The sequence below is a fragment of the Aeromonas sp. QDB31 genome, assembly GCF_027707605.1.
Taxonomy (GTDB): domain Bacteria; phylum Pseudomonadota; class Gammaproteobacteria; order Enterobacterales; family Aeromonadaceae; genus Aeromonas; species Aeromonas media.
This window is the reverse complement of sequence record NZ_JAPCIX010000001.1, coordinates 159,618-178,316: the sequence shown is the minus strand read 5'-3', so window position 1 is coordinate 178,316 and position 18,699 is coordinate 159,618. Positions and strand designations below refer to the sequence as shown.

The window sequence follows — 18,699 nt, the reverse complement described above, 5'->3', positions numbered from 1 at the left end:
TTTATTCATCTTGCAAAGGAGTGTTGGATGTCTGCTTCTTCCTGGTGGGACAAGTCCACCGGTTTTGCGCTGCTCACCATCTTGCTGTGGGCCTCGCTCGCTGCCCTCACCTCTCGGATCACCAGCGTGTCACCGCTGGTGCTGGTGGGACTGGTGCTCTTCTTCTGTGGCGCGGGTGCCCTGCCGTTCTGGCGCCAGTGGCGCGCCAGCCCCCTCACCTGGCTGGTGACCATCACGGCGCTGCTGCTCTATCACCTGCTGCTGTTCATGAGCTTTCGCCACGCCCCCGTGCTGGAGGCGAACCTCATCAACTACCTCTGGCCCCTGTGCATCATACTGTTCACCCCATTGTTGCTGCCGGGCCACCCCCTGAGCCTGCACCATCTGCTGGCCGGGGCCCTGGGCCTTGCGGGCTCGGTGCTGGTGATGGTCGATGGTCGGCTGCAACTGCAGCAGGCTCATCTACCGGGCTACCTGCTGGCGCTCGGCGCCGCCATCGTCTGGGGCGCCTATTCCGTGCTCTCCCGCCGTCTGCCCCCCGCCCCCGCCGTGGTCACGGCCGCCGCCTGCCTGCCCGCAGGGCTCCTGGCGCTGCTGCTCGCCTGGGGACTGGAGGGGCCGCTGCCGTTCGACCAGATCCCCCAGGCCGACTGGCTGCTTATCGCCGGGCTCGCCCTCGGCCCCATGGGGGCGGCCTTCGTCACCTGGTATCTGGCGCTGCGGGACGGGGATCCGCGCCGCATAGGGGCACTCGCCTACCTCACCCCCTTGCTGAGCACCCTGCTGCTGGTCTGGCTCAACGGCGAAGCGCTCACCCCGCGCCATCTGCTGGCGGGGGCCCTTATCATGGGCGGCGCCCTGCTGGGTCTGCTGGTAAAAACACCCAAGACTCAGCCAGTTGCAGAGCCTCTGTCATAAAAACGCCATCAGGCCTGCTTAAGCTCACGCCCATTGCGTGGTTCAAGCAGGACTGAAAAGTGAAAATTGCCCATTACGCCTCCCTCTCCTCCCTCGTCTTGTTGCTGGTGGCCGCGGTTCAGGCCGCCGCCCTCTATCAGGGCTGGCAGCAGTTCAACCGGGCCGAGCAGGCCCAGCGCCAGCAGGAGCGCCTGCAGCGGCAGCTGAGCGGCTCCCTGCAGGGGGCGCTTCGCGACTACCTCGGCAGCGGGGATCCCCTGCTGCTGGCCCAGGCCCAGGGCGTACGCCAGCAGGCGCTGGCGCTGCTCTCCAGCCAGGACGACACCCTGACCAGCCCGCTGCGGGCCCGGCTCGAACAGATGGGGGCACGTATCGACGGCGACTACCTGGCGGCGGGCAAGCTCTCCGGCAACAGCCAGTGGTTGCTGCAAAATGCCGAGAACGAGTTGACCACCCAGGCCCGCGCCCTGCTGCGCTATGGCCAGCAGGGGGCCGCCACAGGGCAGGATCCGGCGCTCGCCGAGCAGTATCGCCAGGGGGCCGTCGACATACTGGCCTCCCTCCCCGCCCTCGCTCACCAGCGCCAGAACTACATGGAGCAGGCGAGCGCCAAGCGCCTTGAGGGGCTGCAATTCGAGCTGGCCGCCCTGCAAAAGCAGGCGGACTCCCTGGCGGCCTTGCCGAGCCTGGATCTCTTCGAGGAGGCCCCGGCCGACGAGTTCACCCTGGGGGAGCCGGTGCGCAAGGAGCTCGGGGATCAGCCCAAAGCCGAGCTGACCTCCCTGCTCAAGCGCTATCCGCAGGAGCTGGAGAACAGCCGCAAGGCGCTGCAACAGCAGCAGGCCGCGCGTCAGATGGTGCAGCAGGACATCACCCAGCTGCTGCAGGCCGGGGAGCAACTGGGAGAGCGGCTCGCCGCCGCCCGCCAGACGATGAACCGGGAACTGGCCACGGTGCTCGGCGTGCTGGCGCTCTGCCTGGTGGTGGTCGCCCTGCTGTTCGCCCTGGTGCAACGCCGCTGGCTGGTCAGCCCCCTGCTGCGGCTGCGGGCCGCCTTCCTGCAGCTCGATGCCACGGGTCAGGCACAACTGCTGGCCCAGGGGCGCGAGCGCAACGAGCTGGCGGACATAGTCGCGAGCTACAACCGCCTCATTGAGCGGCTGCAACAGGATCAGCAGCAGAAGGCGGGGCAGCTCTCCAGCGTCTCCTCCAGCCTGCAGGAGATGGTGGCCCAGGTGCAGGAGATCCATCACAGCACCCGCACCACGGAGCAGGCAGTGGACGAGAGCGACACCATGATGCAGGAGCTCAACCAGCTCGCCAGCGAGGTGCACCAGGTCGCCGCCGAAATCGCCCAGCACGCCCAGCACAATGAACACTCCATGAGCCAGAGCGAGCGGCTGGTCGGGGGCATGCTGACGGCTACCGCCCAGACCGGGCTCGCCATCGACGAGAGCAGCGTGGCCCTGGCCCAGCTCACCCGCTCGGTGGAGGACGTGACCGCCATCGTCGACGTCATCGGCCACATCTCCCAGCAGACCAACCTGCTGGCGCTCAACGCCGCCATCGAGGCCGCCAGGGCCGGGGAGCAGGGACGCGGCTTCGCGGTCGTCGCCGACGAGGTGCGCCACCTCTCCGCCGACACCCAGCGCTCCCTCGGCCAGATCACCGAGATCCTGGCCAGCCTCACCCAGGCTGGGGATCAGCTCGCCACCGTGCTGTCCCGCATCACCGCGGAGGCCGCCGATCAGCGCCAGCAGGCCGAACAGCTGCGCCAGACCACCCAGACGGTGCGGGAGATGGCGCGCAGCACCGCCGTCATCGCGCTGCAGGGGGCCGACAACGCCCGCAGCCAGGAGCACAGGCTCGCCAGCTTCGCCGCCCTCATCGGTCGCATCAGCCAGCACGCCCGTCAGGGCAGCCGCCTCTCGGTGCAGGTCTCGGAGCACATCCACCACCAGGCCCAGCAGATCCCCCGGATCCTGAGTCAGGCCTGAGTCGCCCTCCCCCCTAACAGGCCGGGCCCCCTTGAGGCGCCCGGCCTGTTCCCTGATATGCCCGCACCCGGTTAACCCCCTCCGTCCCTCGCGCCCATGACCCCTCGGGGGAGCCTGCTCGACGCGCCGAGCAAGAGACACAACCCCGACAAGGGTGAATATCTTTTTTTGTGACACAAAATTATATGTTGCCGTCAGGTTAACAAAGAAAGTTCTGCATCCGCGTCCAGATCCCTTCCGGTTAACGGGAAAAACCACCTGAAAACGCTCTCATTACCGACACGAGCGGGCTGGGAGTGCCCACACCAAGAATCATGATTATTTGCACTCGGTCATATTTTTGAAACTTGGCGGGAACTTCATGTTGATATTTCGCACCGCGAACGTACTCTTGGTGGTGTCAGATCGCCAAGGATCGAGACCTAAAAAATAATGACTGTAAAGATGCAGATTGCCCTTCGTTGATGCGCCAAGGCATCCGGGCATATGGGCACAACACAGAACAATTTCTTTTGCCCTACGGGGTGTTGATTGCAATGCCAATACCGAGCGGCGGGCGCCTGCCCGACTGCCGGAAAAAAAGCTAAGTCCATAAAATCAGGAGCAATAACAAATGGAAAAAGTGATCTTCAAGCGCGCCTCTTTGAGTGCCGCCGTGGTTGCGGCGCTGCTCGCCCCCGGCATGGCATCTGCGGCTCAAGACATGATGAGCCCGGACTACGGCAAGTCCTATGAAGCCTTCATCGACGAAGGCAAGCTGACAGGCGGTCTGTTCTACTTCCAGCGCGAGCGTGATCGCGTCCAGGCCGGTCCGGGTCAGGACGGCAAATACCACTCCAACCTGAGCCATGCCACCACCCAGGCAGCCCTGAACTACAACTCCGGTTATGCCTGGGGCATGGTCGGATTGGATGTCGGCGGCTTTGGCGCCTATGACCTGGCCGTTGACGAGAGCAACGGGGTCAACGAAGAGAACGAGTTCTCCTTCTGGGGCGACCAGTGGGGTTCAGGTGGTGACGGTGTTCCCGAGAATGGCTTCAGCCTCTCCACCGCCGCCCTGAAATTCAAGTTCGGTGACGCTGTCACCGCCAAGGGTGGTTACACCCAGCTCTATGTACCCGGCATCCTCGGCGTCAACTGGTCCTATCAACCCGGTACCTACCGCGGTGGCCAGATCGAAGGCACCTTCGGTGGCCTCTACCTGACCTACGCCATCGCCGATGAGTACAAGGCGCCCTGGTTCAAGAACACCGCCGGCTTCTCCAAGAGCAGCCCCTATGCCAGCGATCCCTTCACCGATGCGAACAAGATCGACTACATCCACGGTCTGGCAGCCCGTTACACTTTCGAGAACGGCACCGCCATCACAGGTGGCTTCGGTCAGTCCGAAGGCTACATGGACAGCTACCACTTCAAGCTGGCTCACAAGTTTGACGTGCTGGGTGGCCTGAACACCAGCTACCAGTTCTACGGTTCCGACACCGAGAACGAAGACTATGACGGTCTGGCATGGCAACAGGCCCTGACCGCCAGCTGGGCAGCCGGTCCCTATGCCTTCCGCCTGGAAGGTCTCTACACCAAGGCCGAAGGGGATCTGGGCAACTACCTGCCCCGTCTGACCCGTGGCTACGGCAACTCACAGGGTGCGAACGAGATCTGGTGGGATTCCCGCTCAGACTGGAACCATAACGAAGAGAAAGCCGTGTTCTTCGGTACCACACGTACCCTGGATGACCTGGTCGGTGCTCCGGGTTGGGCCGCCGGTGTCTCCGGTGCCTACGGTTGGGATGCCAACAATGGCGACGGTACCCTGGAGCCGGGCAAAGAGTGGGCCGTCAACTTCGACGTCATGTACACGGTGCAGGACGGCAAGCTGAAGGGCACCCTGTTCAAACTGCACTACACCGATTACAACAACGAGCAGGACGACAAGGGCAGCTGGTACTACCCGAACATGTTCAGCTCCGAGCATGACGTCAAGTTCCACATCATCATGCCGTTCACCATCATGTAATCAGGCATCTGTTCTGATCGAAAACCGGGCCACGTGGCCCGGTTTTGTTTTTGGTGGCACTCGGGCTACCATGCCCACTTCGGCCCTGTGCTGGCCGCCAATCAGGATAATCTTCATGCCCCACCCCTTCGTGCTTATCACCGGCTGCTCCAGCGGCATCGGCCTCGCCGCCGCCAACGCGCTCGGCGCCCACGGCTTCACCGTGATCGCCTCCGCCCGCAAGGCCGAGGATGTCGCCCAGTTGCAGCAGCAGGGTCTGCTGGCGGTGCAGCTGGATCTGGCGGACACCGCCAGCATAGAGCGGGGGGCGGCAGAGGCGCTGGCCCTGGCCGGGGGGCGCTTGTTCGGGCTGTTCAACAACGGTGCCTACGGCCAGCCCGGCGCGCTGGAAGACTTGCCCACGGAGGCGCTCAAGGCGCAGTTCAACACCAACCTGTTTGGCTGGCACCATCTCATTCGTCAGGTGCTGCCGGCCATGCTGGCCGCAGGCGAGGGGCGGATAGTGCAGAACAGCTCGGTGCTTGGCCTGGTGGCCATGAAGTATCGCGGCGCCTATAACGCCAGCAAGTTCGCGCTGGAAGGCTACACCGACACCCTGCGCCTCGAACTCGAGGGCAGTGGCGTGCACATCAGCCTGATCGAGCCCGGCCCCATCGACACCCGGTTTCGCGCCAATGCCCGCGACGCCTTCGTACGCCACATCGATCCGGCCCAGAGCCGCCATCAGGGCGCCTATCGCCAGACCCTGACCCGGCTGGAGAAAGAGGGCTCTACCAGCGGCTTCACGCTGCCGAGCGAGGCCTGCATACCGCCGCTGCTGCACGCGCTCCAGAGCAAACGCCCCAGGCATCGATACCCGGTCACCCTGCCCACCAGGTTGTTCAGCATATTGCGTCGCCTGTTGCCGAGCCGCTGGCTTGACCGGGTCCTCGGCAAGTCGGCCTGATCCCCGGCAGGACTGATCCCCGCCCGAACACGTGCATCTGCTCAGTAGTGCTGGCCATTGCTGTCGTACCGGGACTTGACCGTCTGGACAGCATCGCTATCCGACGTGACATGCGTTCAGTAGTGCTGGCCGTTGCTGTAGTAGGCGCTCTTGACGATGGGCAACACCTGCACCACCACATAGATCTGCTCACCCAACACCGCCTTGAGGTGACGGGTGATGAGGGCGGCGGCAGCATCCTGCACCTCCTGAGGGCGCTCGAACCAGACCAGCTCCACGAAGGGAAAACCGGCGTCGATCGCACCGTCCCTCACCTGGGTGCTGGCAACGCACTCCAGGGTGACGAACTCCGGCTTGCCGCCAGTCAGGGCGCAGAGATCCGCCATCAGGGACGTGCTTATCTGCTGCAGGGTGTCGACAGAAACTGCCCGAAAACGAAGGTGGGGCATGGGAAACCTCTTGGCTGTGACAAATGAGGACTTATCATAGAGCACTCATCCCGCTCACATAAGGTGCCTCATGAGATTCCATCGCACGCTGCTTCCCTTCCTGCTGTGCCTGCTGCTGCCGCTGCACGCCTTTGCCGACCCAGCCTTCTACCGCATCAGCAAGGGCAACGAGCAGCACTGGTTGCTGGGTTCCATCCATGCGGGCAAACCCTCCCTCTATCCCCTGCCGGATCCCGTCGAGCGCGCCTGGCAGCAGAGCCACGCCCTGGTGATGGAAGTCGACATGACCCACATCAGCCAGGCGCAGTGGCAGGAGATGGGGGCCATCACCCGGCTGGTGGATGGCAAGACGCTCAAGGATCACCTGCCCATCGATCTCTACCGGCGCACCCTGATCGCCGCCGGCCAGAACGGCCTCAACGAGAGCATGCTGGCGCCGCTGCGTCCCTGGTTCGCGGCCATCACCCTGACCCAGGCCGCGCTGGAGCGCACCGGTTACCGCGGTGAATTCGGGGTGGATCAGCACTTCGCCAAGCGGGCAAACGATGGCGGCAAACCCATCATCGGATTGGAGACCCTGCTGGAACAGCTCGGCTATCTCGCGAGCGTCGGTGACAACCAGACCCTGATGCTGGAGAGCACCCTGGATGAGTTGCCGGACCTCGAGAAGGGGTTCGCCGAGGTCATGAAGGCGTGGCAGGACGGGGATCAGGCCACCCTGATCAACCTGCTCAAAGAAGAGATGGCGCCGCCCAAGCTGCAAGCCTGGCTGGAGCAGACCCTGCTGGCGGAGCGCAACCGCAACTGGGTCAAGCAGTGGCCCGGCCTGCCAAACGAGAGCTTTATCGTGGTAGGTGCCCTGCACCTTTATGGCGAGCAGGGCCTGCTCGCGCTGCTGGAGCAGCAAGGCTGGCGCATCACGCCGCTCACCGAACCCGCAGCGGCAAACTAAGTCCGCCAGACATGCGTCCTGTCACCTGGCAAGGTGCAGGGTGCGAGGCCGCTCACAGAATTCGCTGCCGATTAAATAACCACAAAGGGAGTTGATCGAGATCATCTCCTCACTCCCAAAGAGGTATTTATCATGCCTGTCATCGCGCAATGACAGGAGTGGACGAGATGGAATTCTGGATGAACCTGATGTTCGGCAACAGCGTGGGGCTGATGTCCATGCTGGTGATTATCGGCACCTTCCTGCTGATCAGCGCCTACGCGGTCTATTTCATCTACAAGGTGATGCACGCAGAGCCGCCGAAAGAGGGTCAATAACCCGGTGCGGCACCCGGTGCGGGCCTCTGAGCCCGCCGCGCCCCGCCATTCTAAGCACGGGTCAGGCTCGCTATAATGCCCCCTCATTCTCATGCGGGGAGCCTGCCGTGTCTCATAACGACGAACTCTCACTGTTCCTGCAGGAAGTGGCCGACGTGCGGCCGCTGCGCAGCGACCACATAGCCCCCAATGCGGGCAACAGCCTGCCGACCGAGGCGCAACTCGCGCGCCGGGAAGCCGCCACCGCCGAACAGCTCGCCCTGGATCACCTCGGCACGGAGGCGGTCGAGATGCTGGATCCCCACGACATCGTCGGCTTCAAGCGCGACGGCGTGCAAGAGGGGGTCTACAAGAAGCTGCGGCTCGGCAAGTACGAGCTGCAAGGCTCCCTCGACCTGCACCACAAAACCATCAAGGAGGCGCGAACCGCCCTGGTGCAGTTCATTGCGGAGTGCGAGGTACGGGACATCCGCTGCCTGCTGATCCTGCATGGCAAGGGGGAACGCAGCACGCCGCGCGCCCTGCTCAAGAGCCATGTCAGCGCCTGGTTGCCGCAACTCCCTGCGGTGATGGCCATGCACAGCGCCGAGCGTCGCCACGGTGGCAGCGGCGCGCTCTATGTGCTGCTGCGAAAGAGCGAGCGCAAGAAGGCGGAAAACCGCGAACGTCACCAGAAACGCCTCGGCTGACCGCCTGAGGGTGGCCCCCGCCCGCGGCACAGTGCTAGCATCGGGCAGCCCCGATCATGCCAGGTACGGGGTGCATACCATCAGGGACGATAACAAGGACAATCCCATGTCATACCAGAAACTCGAACAACATCAGCAACAACTGCACCGCCTCTCCCACCTGTCCGCCATCTGCGGCTGGGATCAGGCCGCCATGATGCCGGAGGGGGGCAACGAGGCCCGCGCCGAGGCGATGGCGGAGCTCGGCGTGCTGATCCACGGCAAGCGCACCGCCCCCGAACTCGGCGACTGGATTGCCAGGGCCGAGAGCGAACCGCTTGACGAGATCCAGCGCGCTAACCTCCATGAGATCAAGCGCCACTGGCAGGATGCGAGCCTGCTGCCAAGCGATTTGGTAGAGGCGCTCTCCTTGGCCGGCAGCAAGTGCGAGCACGCCTGGCGCCGCCAGCGCAAGGAGAACGACTGGGCGGGCTTTGCCCCTAACCTCGAGGAGGTGGTGCGCCTGTCGCGGGAGGTGGCGACCTTGCGCGCCGACGCGCTCGGGGTACGCCCCTATGACGCCATGCTGGCGCTGTACGAGCCCGGCATGACGAGTGCACGGCTGGATCAGATCTTCGGCGATCTCACGAGCTGGCTGCCCGGCCTCATCCAGACCGTGAGCGAGCGGCAGAAAAGCGACGCCATCCTCACCCCACAAGGCCCCTTCCCCATCGCGACGCAGCAGGCGCTCGGCCAGGAGGTGATGGGGCTGCTCGGCTTTGATTTCGCGCACGGCCGGCTCGATGTGAGCAGCCACCCGTTCTGCGGCGGCGTACCGACGGATGTGCGCATCACCACGCGCTACAACGAGCAGGAGTTCGTCTCCAGCCTGATGGGCATAGTCCACGAGACGGGCCACGCGCGCTACGAACAGGGGCTGCCGCGCCATCTGCTCGGCCAGCCGGTCGCCGAGGCGCGCTCCATGGGCATTCACGAGAGCCAGAGCCTGTTCTGCGAGATGCAGCTCGGCCATCACCCCGCGTTCCTCGCGCAGATAGCGCCGCGCATCCGCGCGCACTTCGGCGAGCAGGCCGCGCTCGCACCGGCGAACCTCGAGAAGCTGTACAACAGGGTCGAGCCCGGCCTTATCCGCGTCGATGCGGACGAGGTGACGTACCCGGCGCACGTGATCCTGCGCTACGAGCTGGAGCGCGATCTCATCGAGGGGCGCATCGAGGTCGCGGACATCCCGGCGCTGTGGGATGCGAAGATGCAGCAGTGGCTCGGGCTGTCCACGAAGGGCAACTACCAGAATGGCTGCATGCAGGACATTCACTGGACGGACGGCTCGTTTGGCTACTTCCCGAGCTACACACTCGGCGCCATGTACGCGGCGCAGCTGCGCTTCGCGCTGGAACGTGAACTCGGCGACATGGGGCAGCTCATCGCGGCGGGCCGCCTGCCGGAGATCTTTGGCTGGCTCGGCAGCCACATCTGGTCCCAAGGCAGCCTGCACGGCACGGACGAGCTCATCCGTCGCGCAACCGGCGAGGCGCTGAATCCGCAGTGGCTGCGCAAACACCTCGAACAGCGCTATTTGAAATAAGCGCCTTCCCAGGGCGCGGCCTCGCGCTGCGCCCTGTTATCCCCTCCCCGAGCGCCCGATTTTTTTGCTATCCCTGTCCGTTTTTGGCTAGTCACCCCTCTCGCCCCCGCTTAGTCTCTGGGACATGCCCACAGAAATCCGAGTCATGCCATGAACAAAGCGCCCCCAGTCCCAACGCCCCAGGACGAGATCATTCCCGGCCTCACGCGCGAGCAGTGTCATGCCGCCCGGCTCGCACGGGACGCGCGTTTCGACGGCCGTTTCTTCACCGGCGTGCTGTCCACCGGCATCTATTGCCGCCCCATCTGCCCTGCGCGAGCGCCGCACGAGCACAACGTGCGCTATTTTCGCTTCGCGGCGGCGGCGGAGCAGCACGGGCTGCGCCCCTGCCTGCGCTGTCGCCCGGAGCTCGCACCGTCCCAGAGCGGGGATCTGCCGCCCCTGGTCGCCCAAGTGCTGGCGCGCATCGAGCGCGGTGAGCTCGCGGAGCACAGCCTGGGCGCGCTCGCGGCGCAGGCCGGGATCACTGAGCGCACGCTGCGGCGCCAGTTCGAGCAACACCTCGGCGCCTCGCCAAAACAGGTGGAGCAGACGCGCCGCCTGCTGCTCGCGAAGCGGCTGCTGACGGAGACGCAGCTGCCCATCACGGACGTCGCGTTCGCGTCTGGCTTTGCGAGCATTCGCCGCTTCAACGACGCCTGGCACCAGGCGTACGGGCTGACGCCGGGTGCCCTGCGCAAACAGGAAGGCGGTGCGCCGGCGCAGACGCCGCAGGCAAGCCTGCAGTTGCAACTGATGTATCGCCCGCCGTTCGATGCGCAGGCCATGCTCGCGTTCTACCGGCTGCGCGCCATTCCGGGGCTGGAGCGGGTGGATGAGCACGGTTATGAGCGACGCCACCGGGTCGATGAGCAGGAGGGGCTCGTCCGCATCGAGCCCCTTGAGGGGAACAGGCTCAGGTTGACGGTGCAGGATCTGCCGCCGAGTGCGCTGCCGGACATCCTGTATCGCGTGCGCCGCATGTGGGATCTCGACGCAGACATGGTGCGCATCGGCAAGCAACTCGGGCAGGATCCGCTGCTGGCGCGGATACAGGGGCGCTGGCCCGGGGTGCGACTGCCGGGGGGCTGGGACGAGTACGAGGTGATGCTGCGCGCCATCGTCGGCCAGCAGGTGTCGGTCAAGGGCGCCATCACCATCATGGGGCGCCTGGTGGCGCGCACCCTGGCGCAGTTCGGAGTGGCGCAGCTGCCCATGCCGGCGCAGCTGTGCGAGCTCAATCTCGACGGCATCGGCATGCCGGGCAGCCGCATCCGCACGCTGCAAGGATTGGCCTCGGCGCTCGCGAGCGGCACGCTCACCCTTGGCAGCGCGAGCGACGATCAACTGCTCGCGCTGCCGGGCATAGGGCCCTGGACGGTCGCGTACTGGCGGCTGCGCTGCGGGCTGGACACGGACGCCTTCCCCGCCTCGGATCTCGTGCTGCAAAAGGCGCTGGGGGGCGGTACCAAGCTGCCGGTGAAGGAGGTGGAAACGCGCAGCGCGCCCTGGCAACCGTGGCGCGCCTATGCCGCGAGCTGGCTGTGGCACGCCATGAGCGAGCAGCCTGCACTGCTGACAGACTCGGCCAGGGAAAACCCGGACAACGAACCCAAGGAGACAACCCCATGATCCGTTACGATATGTTGCCCACCCGCTGCGGCGATCTGCTGGTCGCCATCGATGAGCGCGGTCTGGTCCACGTGGACTTCGTGGCCGGGCTGCGGCCGCTGCCAGACATGAGCGACTGGCGGCAGGACGGCGAGGCGCTCGCCCCCTTCCTCGCCGAGTTTCGAGACTACTTTGCGGGCCGGTTGCAGCGCTTCACGCTGCCGCTCGCGGCGCGGGGCACGGCGTTTCAGCAGGCGGTGTGGCAGGCACTGTGCGACATCCCCTATGGCGAGACGCGCAGCTACGGCGACATCGCCCGCGCCATCGGCAAGCCGAGCGCGAGCCGCGCGGTGGGCGCCGCGAACGGCCGCAACCCGCTGTCCATCATAGTGCCCTGCCATCGCGTGATTGGCCAAAGTGGCAGCCTCACCGGCTATGCGGGCGGCCTGCCCATCAAGCAGGCGCTGCTGCACCTCGAGGGGATTTCGCGCTGACTCACGGCTCTGAGTCTCCACAACCAGAGGCCGTCCGGCCCCTGGCCATTCATCCCATCCAGCCTGCACGGCCAGACAACACCTCGCCTGGCACCGACCAGGCAAGAGATTGAAAAAAACGGTTATACCGATGACTCCGAGAGAAGGTGAAAGCGGGACGCCGCCCCCGGGTTGAATACTTGCCGGTCACGGGCCTCAAAGCACGGCGCCGACGGGAGTTTGGGCGAATACTTCGAATACCGGGATGACGCTGCGCGTTGGCAGCTTGCTGACTATCGAGATCACGGCGTGTTTCCTGGCGATCCGATCGCGACTATCGCCGCGATCCGTTTGAAACGAGGAGGAAACATGTCCACTCCAGTCACCGTCACTGAATTCCAGGTGAAGTCCCACGGCGCCCCAGACGAGGTGCGCACCCCCGACAAGACCCGGGTCGAGGTCGTCAAACTCGACGGCTACACCATAGGGCGGTTCAACTTCGCCCCCGGCTGGCGCTGGTCTGACTGCATCAAACCGGTCGTCAAGACGGAACAATGCCAGCTCTCGCACCTGGGTTACGCCGTCTCGGGGTCGCTCACGGTCCGTCTCGCTGATGGCACCCTCAAGACCATCAACGCCGGGGAGTCCTACACCATTCCACCGGGGCACGATGCCTGGGTCGAGGGCGATCAGCCGTTCGTTGGCATCGAGGTGCTCAGCGCCGATCAGTTCGCCAAACCATAGTGTGTCGTCGGCAACCTGCCAGGGTTGCGACCGAACCCACCGGTGGGCGCTCGCCCACCGGTACAGACCTCCCAGCAGCCTCATCTTGTCCACCCGTCATGGTTCCACAGCCATACCGTTTCCCCCTGACGACTAGAGGCGTGGGCAAGAATTCAAATGGTGGCTTACCCGCATGTGTGCCCGGCAGCCCTAGCGTCCCTTGCTCAGGGCCGCTTTCAGGGCCGGGTTGAAGACGCGCTTGAGGGAGGCGGGGTTGTTCACCAGCTTGGCCGCCGGGCGGCGTGGGCGCCTGACCAGCTCGCCGCCACAGTTCGGGCAGGTCAGGTGCAGATATTGATCGTTGCACTCGGCGCAGAAGGTGCATTCGAAAGAGCAGATGTAGGCCGTCGCCGTGTCGGCGGGCAGATCCCGGTCACAGCATTCACAGTTCGGTCTGAGTTCAAGCATGGGCTGGTTCCTGAAAGAGGAAGGGGGAGACGGGAAAGGGCGCGGCTCAGTCGACGATAAAGAGCCGGGCGCCCTGCTCGGTGTAAGAGCGATGGGGCTCGGCGTTGTCCGCCACCTGATAGCTCATGCCCGGCGTCAGAGTGAAGACGCGGCCATCCTGCAACTCGGTGTGCAGCTCCCCCTCGAGGCAGAGCAGCACATGGCCCTTGCTGCACCAGTGATCCGCCAGATACCCAGGGGAGTACTCCACCATCCGCACCCGCAGATCCCCGAACTGCCGGGTGTGCCAGCGGGCGACGCCCCGTTCCCCCTTGTGTTCAGTCGGCGGGATGTCGGCCCAGTTCGTGGTGCAAAACGGCAGTGCATTGATGTTCATGACAGATCCTTTGTCAGCAGAGGAAGGCTTGGGGAAGACGGCTCACCACGGGATATCCGTAACAAGGCAGCGCCCCCATACTGCCATCAAATCCGCTCCTGCCCTATGCCCACACGGGCAGCCATCACCCCTTTAGGCTGCCCATCACCTGCATCTCGCAGCGGTGGCAGTCAAAGCGCAGGCGGAAGCTGTCCTTGCCCATCTTGAGCTCCAGCGGCTCGGCCTTGAGGCCGGGCACCTCCTTCGGGCAGAGGTGCTGGCTGTAGCGAATGCAATGTTTCGTGGTCATCAACACCACCTCCCCCAGCTCCTTGTTCGCCTCAAAAGCGGGGGCGATGCGCCCCACCCCGTGGTCGCGGAAGAACTGTTCGGCCGCGCTGTTCAGCACGTTGCCGAGGTAGGAGAGACGGTGCTGGGGGTAGGTGGCGCCTCGCAACGGGATGCGCCGCTCGGGTCGCCGGTAGGCGGCCAGACGGGCCGCCTCCAGGGCGGCTACGCCGTCCCGGCGCAGGCCGTTGAGCACGGATGCGGCAATAAACAGGGGAGAAGTGAATACCAACTCAATCTGGCGCGCCTCAAACAGGGTGTTGCCGAGTTTGCCAAGCTGATCCCTCGCCTGTTGCAGCGCCCGCGCCGGGTTGTCGGCCGGCAGCTTGTCGCAGGGGAGCGTGACGGTGGCACTGATGCCCTGCTCGTCGACCAGTGCGAGCCTTATCCCCTCCTCACACTCGGAGAGGTGCATGTCAACCTGGATGCGACGATCCGCACTCGGCTTTTCCAGCAACTTGCTGAATGCCTGATCGTGGTTGCGGAAGATCTCGGCACCGACCTTGAGCCCGGGCATGCGCTCCGACAGCAGTAACTGCTTGCCTTCCACCTTGTTCAGGCGCATCCCCACCAGCTCGCCCCCCGGCTTGAAGAAGCCGAGGCCGTCGCCGTTGTTGAGGGTCACTTGCTTGCCGTCGATCTCGATGCCATCTCGGGTCACCCTGCTGACGCGCCCGAGTGGCTCACCCAGATATTTCGGACTGCGCGGCGAGTCGATGTCCGGCTTTCGGCCATGGAGGAAGTAGTCGGTGCTACCCCGGTTGAAGCTCTTCTTCGGATCCGGCGTGAAGCCGTAGCTGCAACGGCCGGCGGAGGCGGCCACCAGATCGGGGCGGCGCTCGAGAATGGCGTCCAGCTTCTGGCGATACCAGGCGGTGACGTTCTTGACGTAGTCCAGCCCCTTGAGGCGCCCCTCAATCTTGAAGGAACGGATGCCCGCGGCGATCAGCGCCTCCAGGTTCGCGCTCTGATCCATGTCCTTCAAGGAGAGCAGGTGACTGTTCTCCACCAGCACCTCACCCCCTGGCGTTTGCAGGGAGCAGGGCAGCCGGCAGAGCTGGGCACACTCGCCACGGTTCGCGCTGCGGCCGGTGCGGGCGTGGCTGATGTTGCACTGACCGCTGTAGGAGACGCACAGGGCCCCGTGGATAAAGAACTCCAGCTGCACCTGGGTCTGGGCGCTGATGGCACGGATCTGCTCGAGGGACAATTCCCGGGCCAGCACCACTTGGGAGAAACCCACGTCCTGCAGAAACTTCACCTTTTCCGGCGTGCGGTTGTCGGTCTGGGTGCTGGCGTGCAGCGCGATGGGGGGCAGATCCAGCGCCAGCAGCCCCATGTCCTGCACGATCAGCGCATCGGCCCCGGCTTCGTAGATCTGGTGGGTCAGGCGCCGGGCCTGCTCCAGCTCGTGATCGTGCAGCAGGGTGTTGAAGGCGACGAACACCTGGGCGCCGAAGCGGTGGGCGTGGCGAGCCAGCGCTTCTATATCTTCGAGGGAGTTGCCCGCCGCGCTGCGGGCGCCGAAGGCGGGGCCGCCCATATAGACGGCATCGGCGCCGTGGTTGATGGCTTCGATGCCATAGACGAGGTTCCTGGCCGGGGCCAGCAGCTCGAGGCGGTTAGTCTGGGTGTGATCCTGCATGGGTCTGGTCTGAAGGCGGACGAGAAATGCCCGTCACTCTAGCGAGACCGGGCGCCCTTCGCCTTGATCCCGCTTAAGATCACCGCAGAATGCAGGATTGGATCAGGCCTCTATCCCACCTTTGGGACGCGGGCTCAAAGCACCACCTTGAGCGCCAGCCCCAGCAACACCAGGCCGCTGACCTTGTCGATCACGAAAGACTTGGCCTTGAGCCAGGCCAGCACGGGCCCACGGGAGAGCACCAGGGCCACCAGCACGTACCAGAGCGCGTCTATGCCCCCGGCGGTCAGCATCATGATGCTCCCCTCGCGCCAGCCGGTATCGGCGTGCACGAACTGGCTGAACAGGGCGATGAAGAAGATGGCGAGCTGGGGGTTCAAGAAGGCCACCATAAAGCCTTCGAACGCCCCCTGACGGCCACGGGCACCGTGCACCGTCTCGTCGGCAGCGTCGCCACTGGCGGGCCTGGCCAGCAGCGCCTTGACTCCGAGCCAGGCGAGGAAGGCGGCGCCGCCGTAGCGGATCAGATCAAACAGCAGCGGGGTCTGGGTGATCAGCACCGAGAGACCCAGCGCCGTGATGAGGGCGTAGATCCCCACCCCCAGGCCGTGGCCGAGCGCCGTGGCCACCCCGTGGCCCTGCCCCCCCTGCACCGTATTGCGGATGATCAGCGCCAGGCTGGGCCCCGGACTGATGGCCCCCATCGCGCAAATGGCGGCGAGTGCCAGCCAACTCGTCATTTCCATACCCTTTCCTTCTCTCTAGTCGAATGTCTCTAACTGGGATCAGGGTAGGAGGCGGCCAGCTATGCCAGAAGTGAAAGTTATGAATAGAGTCCATAGCCAACGGCTATAGGCTGGCATAACCGACTGCCCTAGCGGAGCGGGTCTGCCTTCAGATCCAGCTGTTTGCGGCTCTCCCCCAGGGTGCGCTGCAGATGATCCCGCAGGAAGGGGTAGGCCAGCTCGCGAAACCAGCGGTGGGCCGGATCCAGGTGGTGGCGCTGGTGCCACAGCAGATGATACTGCTGAACCCGGGTGGCGAAGGGCAGATCGCAAAAACTCAGGGCGTGCTCCCGGGAGAGCTGCCAGGCGATATGGGCCGGGGTGGTCATCAGGCAGTCGGTGCGCAGCAGCACCTCCACCGCCGCCTGGAAGAAGGGCACCCGGGCAAACCAGCGGCGGGAGAGCCCCCGGGGCGCCAGCACCTGCTCCACCGGGCTGTCCTTGTCGCCGCCGCCGCTCACCTGCAGATGGGGCCAGGCGAGGTAGTCATCCAGGCTGGGCGCCGTGTCCGAGAGCGGATGGTGGCGCCCCATCAGCATCACCAGCCTGTCCTCCCCCTGATGCAGCCCCCGGATCTGATCCGGCACCAGCTCGGTGATGGTGGAGACCAGATCCAGCTCGGACTGCCACAGCTGCGGCAGCTGGCGCTTGTCCCACAGGCTGTATTCCAGCGCCGCCCGGGGCGCCGCCCTGGCCAGCGCCGCGCAGATGTCGGGCAGGATATGCTGGGCCACGTAGTCGGAGGAGGCGAGCCGGAACACCCGCTCGCAGCGCTCGGGGGCAAACTCCGGCGCCGCATAGAGCCGATCCAGTGCACCGAGCGAGTCGGCAAGCGCCGCCGCCAGACTCTCTGCCCGCGGCGTCAGCAGCCAGCGCTGCCCCTCCCGCACCAGCAGCTCGTCACCAAACTCGCTGCGCAGCTGGCCGAGCTGCTTGCTGATGGAGGGCTGACTCAGGTGCAGCAGCTCAGCCGCCCGGCTGATGTTGCGGGTCTCCAGCAACACCTTGAGGGTGGGCAACAGGTTGAGATTCGCTTTGTGCACTGACAACACCTCGGGAAGGGAGAACCTGGGTCGGGCTCTCATCTTAAGACAAGGAGGCGCGGGAATTTAAGCAAAATCACGACCTTGTTCCCCCTGCGCCCCCTTGCGCTCCCCTCCCCGCGGGATGACACTGGAAACCCTGTACGACATAATTGCGCAATGTCTTTCGCCCGCGGGCGATCCACAACAAGAAGCGATAACAAGATGAAATACGCCAATATCACCGGCTGGGGCAAATGTCTGCCTCCCGCAGTGCTGACCAACGATGCCCTCAGCACCATCATGGATACCTCGGATGAGTGGATCTATCCGCGTACCGGCATCAAGGCACGCCGGGTCTCCCATGTCAGCACCCAGGCACTCGCCACCCTGGCCGCCCGCCGTGCCCTGGCCTGCGCCGGTCTGGACGCCGGTGAACTCGATGGCATCATACTCGCCACCGCCACCCCGGGCACGCTGGTGCCCAACTGTGCCTCTGCCGTGCAGCAGGCCCTGGGCGCCCACAAGGCTGCGGTGTTCGACCTCAATGCCGCCTGTACCGGCTTTGTCTATGCGCTCTCGGTCGCCACCTCCCTGGTGCAGACCGGCATGATGCAGAAGGTGCTGGTGATAGGCGCAGAGCGCCTCACCCAGTTGCTGGACTGGGCCAAGCGCGACACTGCCGTGCTGTTTGGCGACGGTGCCGGCGCCGTGGTGATAGAGGCGAGCGAGCAGAAGAGCGGCCTGATTGCCAGCAAGCTCGGCTGTGACAGCGAGGCGCGGGAGATACTGCACGTGCCGAACTTCGGCACCGATCGGGTGCGTTTCGCCGACATCGACGGCCTGTTCACCTTCAACTTCGAGGGGCAGGAGATCTTCAAGCGCGCCGTGCGCGGCATGGGCGAGGCCACCGGCGTCGTGCTGACCCAGGCCGGCATCACCCCCGAGCAAGTCGACCTCATAGTCCCGCACCAAGCCAACGTGCGCATCATAGAGACCCTGGCCAAGCGCATGAACGCCCCTATGGAGAAGGTGATGGTCAACATAGAGCAGTACGGCAATACCTCCGCCGCCACCGTGCCCATCGCCCTGTGTGAGGCGCTGGAGCAGGGCCGGGTCAAGCCAGGCAGCTATCTGCTCACCGCCGCCTTCGGGGCCGGCCTGACCTGGGGTGCCGCCCTCATCAAATGGGGCCCTCGCGTCACCCCGCTCGGCCAATGTGACGAGGAGCTGCCCCCCTGCGAGCAGAGCGCCCTCGAACTCATCGCCCACGCGGTGCAGGGTTGCCAGCAGGCGCGCCCCTCAGACGCCTGAGTCTCGCCACTGCCATCCTTTTCCGCATAAAAAAGAGGAGCCCATCGTG

At 64.9% G+C, this 18,699-nt stretch carries 18 protein-coding genes; 12 read left to right on the top strand and 6 right to left on the bottom strand.

The genetic code is table 11. From position 1 onward, the window contains the following. Positions 1-27: 27 nt before the first annotated feature. The 4 genes from PG898_RS00790 (at position 28) to PG898_RS00775 (ending at position 5,875) form a co-directional block, all read left to right on the top strand. Complete coding sequence (locus PG898_RS00790; RefSeq protein ID WP_270823294.1) at positions 28-918, top strand: DMT family transporter; 891 nt, start codon at positions 28-30, stop codon at positions 916-918. A 59-nt stretch (positions 919-977) separates the two neighbouring features. Next, positions 978-2,915 (top strand): methyl-accepting chemotaxis protein, encoded by a 1,938-nt coding sequence (locus PG898_RS00785; RefSeq protein WP_270823293.1) that lies wholly within the window; start codon positions 978-980, stop codon positions 2,913-2,915. A gap of 613 nt (positions 2,916-3,528) precedes the next feature. Next, positions 3,529-4,929 (top strand): OprD family outer membrane porin, encoded by a 1,401-nt coding sequence (locus PG898_RS00780; protein WP_042649125.1) that lies wholly within the window; start codon positions 3,529-3,531, stop codon positions 4,927-4,929. Between the two features lie 115 nt (positions 4,930-5,044). Then, the gene (locus PG898_RS00775) at positions 5,045-5,875 is read left to right on the top strand and encodes an SDR family oxidoreductase (RefSeq protein WP_270823292.1); all 831 of its coding nucleotides are present in this window, start codon (positions 5,045-5,047) and stop codon (positions 5,873-5,875) included. Between the two features lie 116 nt (positions 5,876-5,991). On the opposite strand, the gene PG898_RS00770 is transcribed toward PG898_RS00775, so the two are convergent. Further along, the gene (locus tag PG898_RS00770; RefSeq protein WP_270823291.1) at positions 5,992-6,324 is read right to left on the bottom strand and encodes a DUF1904 family protein; all 333 of its coding nucleotides are present in this window, start codon (positions 6,322-6,324) and stop codon (positions 5,992-5,994) included. A gap of 70 nt (positions 6,325-6,394) precedes the next feature. Here PG898_RS00770 and PG898_RS00765 point away from each other — a divergent pair, with 70 nt between their 5' ends. The 7 genes from PG898_RS00765 (at position 6,395) to PG898_RS00735 (ending at position 12,734) form a co-directional block, all read left to right on the top strand. Beyond that, positions 6,395-7,276, top strand: a complete 882-nt coding sequence (locus PG898_RS00765; protein ID WP_182786175.1) for a TraB/GumN family protein — start codon at positions 6,395-6,397, stop codon at positions 7,274-7,276. 167 nt (positions 7,277-7,443) lie between these two features. Beyond that, positions 7,444-7,593, top strand: a complete 150-nt coding sequence (locus PG898_RS00760) for a DUF3149 domain-containing protein (RefSeq protein WP_081805766.1) — start codon at positions 7,444-7,446, stop codon at positions 7,591-7,593. A 107-nt stretch (positions 7,594-7,700) separates the two neighbouring features. Next, complete coding sequence (smrA, locus tag PG898_RS00755) at positions 7,701-8,282, top strand: DNA endonuclease SmrA (protein ID WP_270823290.1); 582 nt, start codon at positions 7,701-7,703, stop codon at positions 8,280-8,282. Between the two features lie 106 nt (positions 8,283-8,388). Then, positions 8,389-9,867: a carboxypeptidase M32 gene (locus tag PG898_RS00750; RefSeq protein WP_270823289.1), complete on the top strand. Its 1,479-nt coding sequence runs from the start codon at positions 8,389-8,391 to the stop codon at positions 9,865-9,867. Positions 9,868-10,017: 150 nt separating this feature from the next. Continuing rightward, on the top strand, positions 10,018-11,538 hold the full coding sequence (locus PG898_RS00745) for an AlkA N-terminal domain-containing protein (RefSeq protein ID WP_270823288.1): 1,521 nt from the start codon (positions 10,018-10,020) through the stop codon (positions 11,536-11,538). After that, complete coding sequence (locus PG898_RS00740) at positions 11,535-12,011, top strand: methylated-DNA--[protein]-cysteine S-methyltransferase (protein ID WP_218409689.1); 477 nt, start codon at positions 11,535-11,537, stop codon at positions 12,009-12,011. The genes PG898_RS00745 and PG898_RS00740 overlap by 4 nt, the downstream gene beginning before the upstream one ends. A gap of 348 nt (positions 12,012-12,359) precedes the next feature. Then, on the top strand, positions 12,360-12,734 hold the full coding sequence (locus PG898_RS00735; protein WP_041206310.1) for a cupin domain-containing protein: 375 nt from the start codon (positions 12,360-12,362) through the stop codon (positions 12,732-12,734). Positions 12,735-12,923: 189 nt separating this feature from the next. On the opposite strand, the gene PG898_RS00730 is transcribed toward PG898_RS00735, so the two are convergent. The 5 genes from PG898_RS00730 to PG898_RS00710 all read right to left on the bottom strand — a co-directional run bounded on the left by PG898_RS00730 (position 12,924) and on the right by PG898_RS00710 (position 17,357). Next, the gene (locus tag PG898_RS00730) at positions 12,924-13,181 is read right to left on the bottom strand and encodes a DUF1272 domain-containing protein (protein WP_171272476.1); all 258 of its coding nucleotides are present in this window, start codon (positions 13,179-13,181) and stop codon (positions 12,924-12,926) included. Between the two features lie 46 nt (positions 13,182-13,227). After that, positions 13,228-13,557 carry a DHCW motif cupin fold protein gene (locus tag PG898_RS00725; RefSeq protein WP_270823286.1) on the bottom strand — a complete coding sequence of 110 codons (330 nt, stop codon included), beginning with the start codon at positions 13,555-13,557 and terminating at the stop codon, positions 13,228-13,230. A 124-nt stretch (positions 13,558-13,681) separates the two neighbouring features. Beyond that, positions 13,682-15,529, bottom strand: a complete 1,848-nt coding sequence (locus tag PG898_RS00720) for a peptidase U32 family protein (RefSeq protein ID WP_270823285.1) — start codon at positions 15,527-15,529, stop codon at positions 13,682-13,684. A 134-nt stretch (positions 15,530-15,663) separates the two neighbouring features. Beyond that, entirely contained in the window at positions 15,664-16,275 is a 612-nt protein-coding gene (locus PG898_RS00715) for a LysE family translocator (protein WP_218409685.1), read from the bottom strand. A gap of 128 nt (positions 16,276-16,403) precedes the next feature. Next, positions 16,404-17,357, bottom strand: coding sequence for a LysR family transcriptional regulator (locus PG898_RS00710; RefSeq protein WP_270823284.1), 954 nt, complete (start codon positions 17,355-17,357; stop codon positions 16,404-16,406). Positions 17,358-17,561: 204 nt separating this feature from the next. Here PG898_RS00710 and PG898_RS00705 point away from each other — a divergent pair, with 204 nt between their 5' ends. Then, positions 17,562-18,650, top strand: coding sequence for a ketoacyl-ACP synthase III (locus tag PG898_RS00705; RefSeq protein ID WP_270823283.1), 1,089 nt, complete (start codon positions 17,562-17,564; stop codon positions 18,648-18,650). Positions 18,651-18,699: the final 49 nt, after the last annotated feature.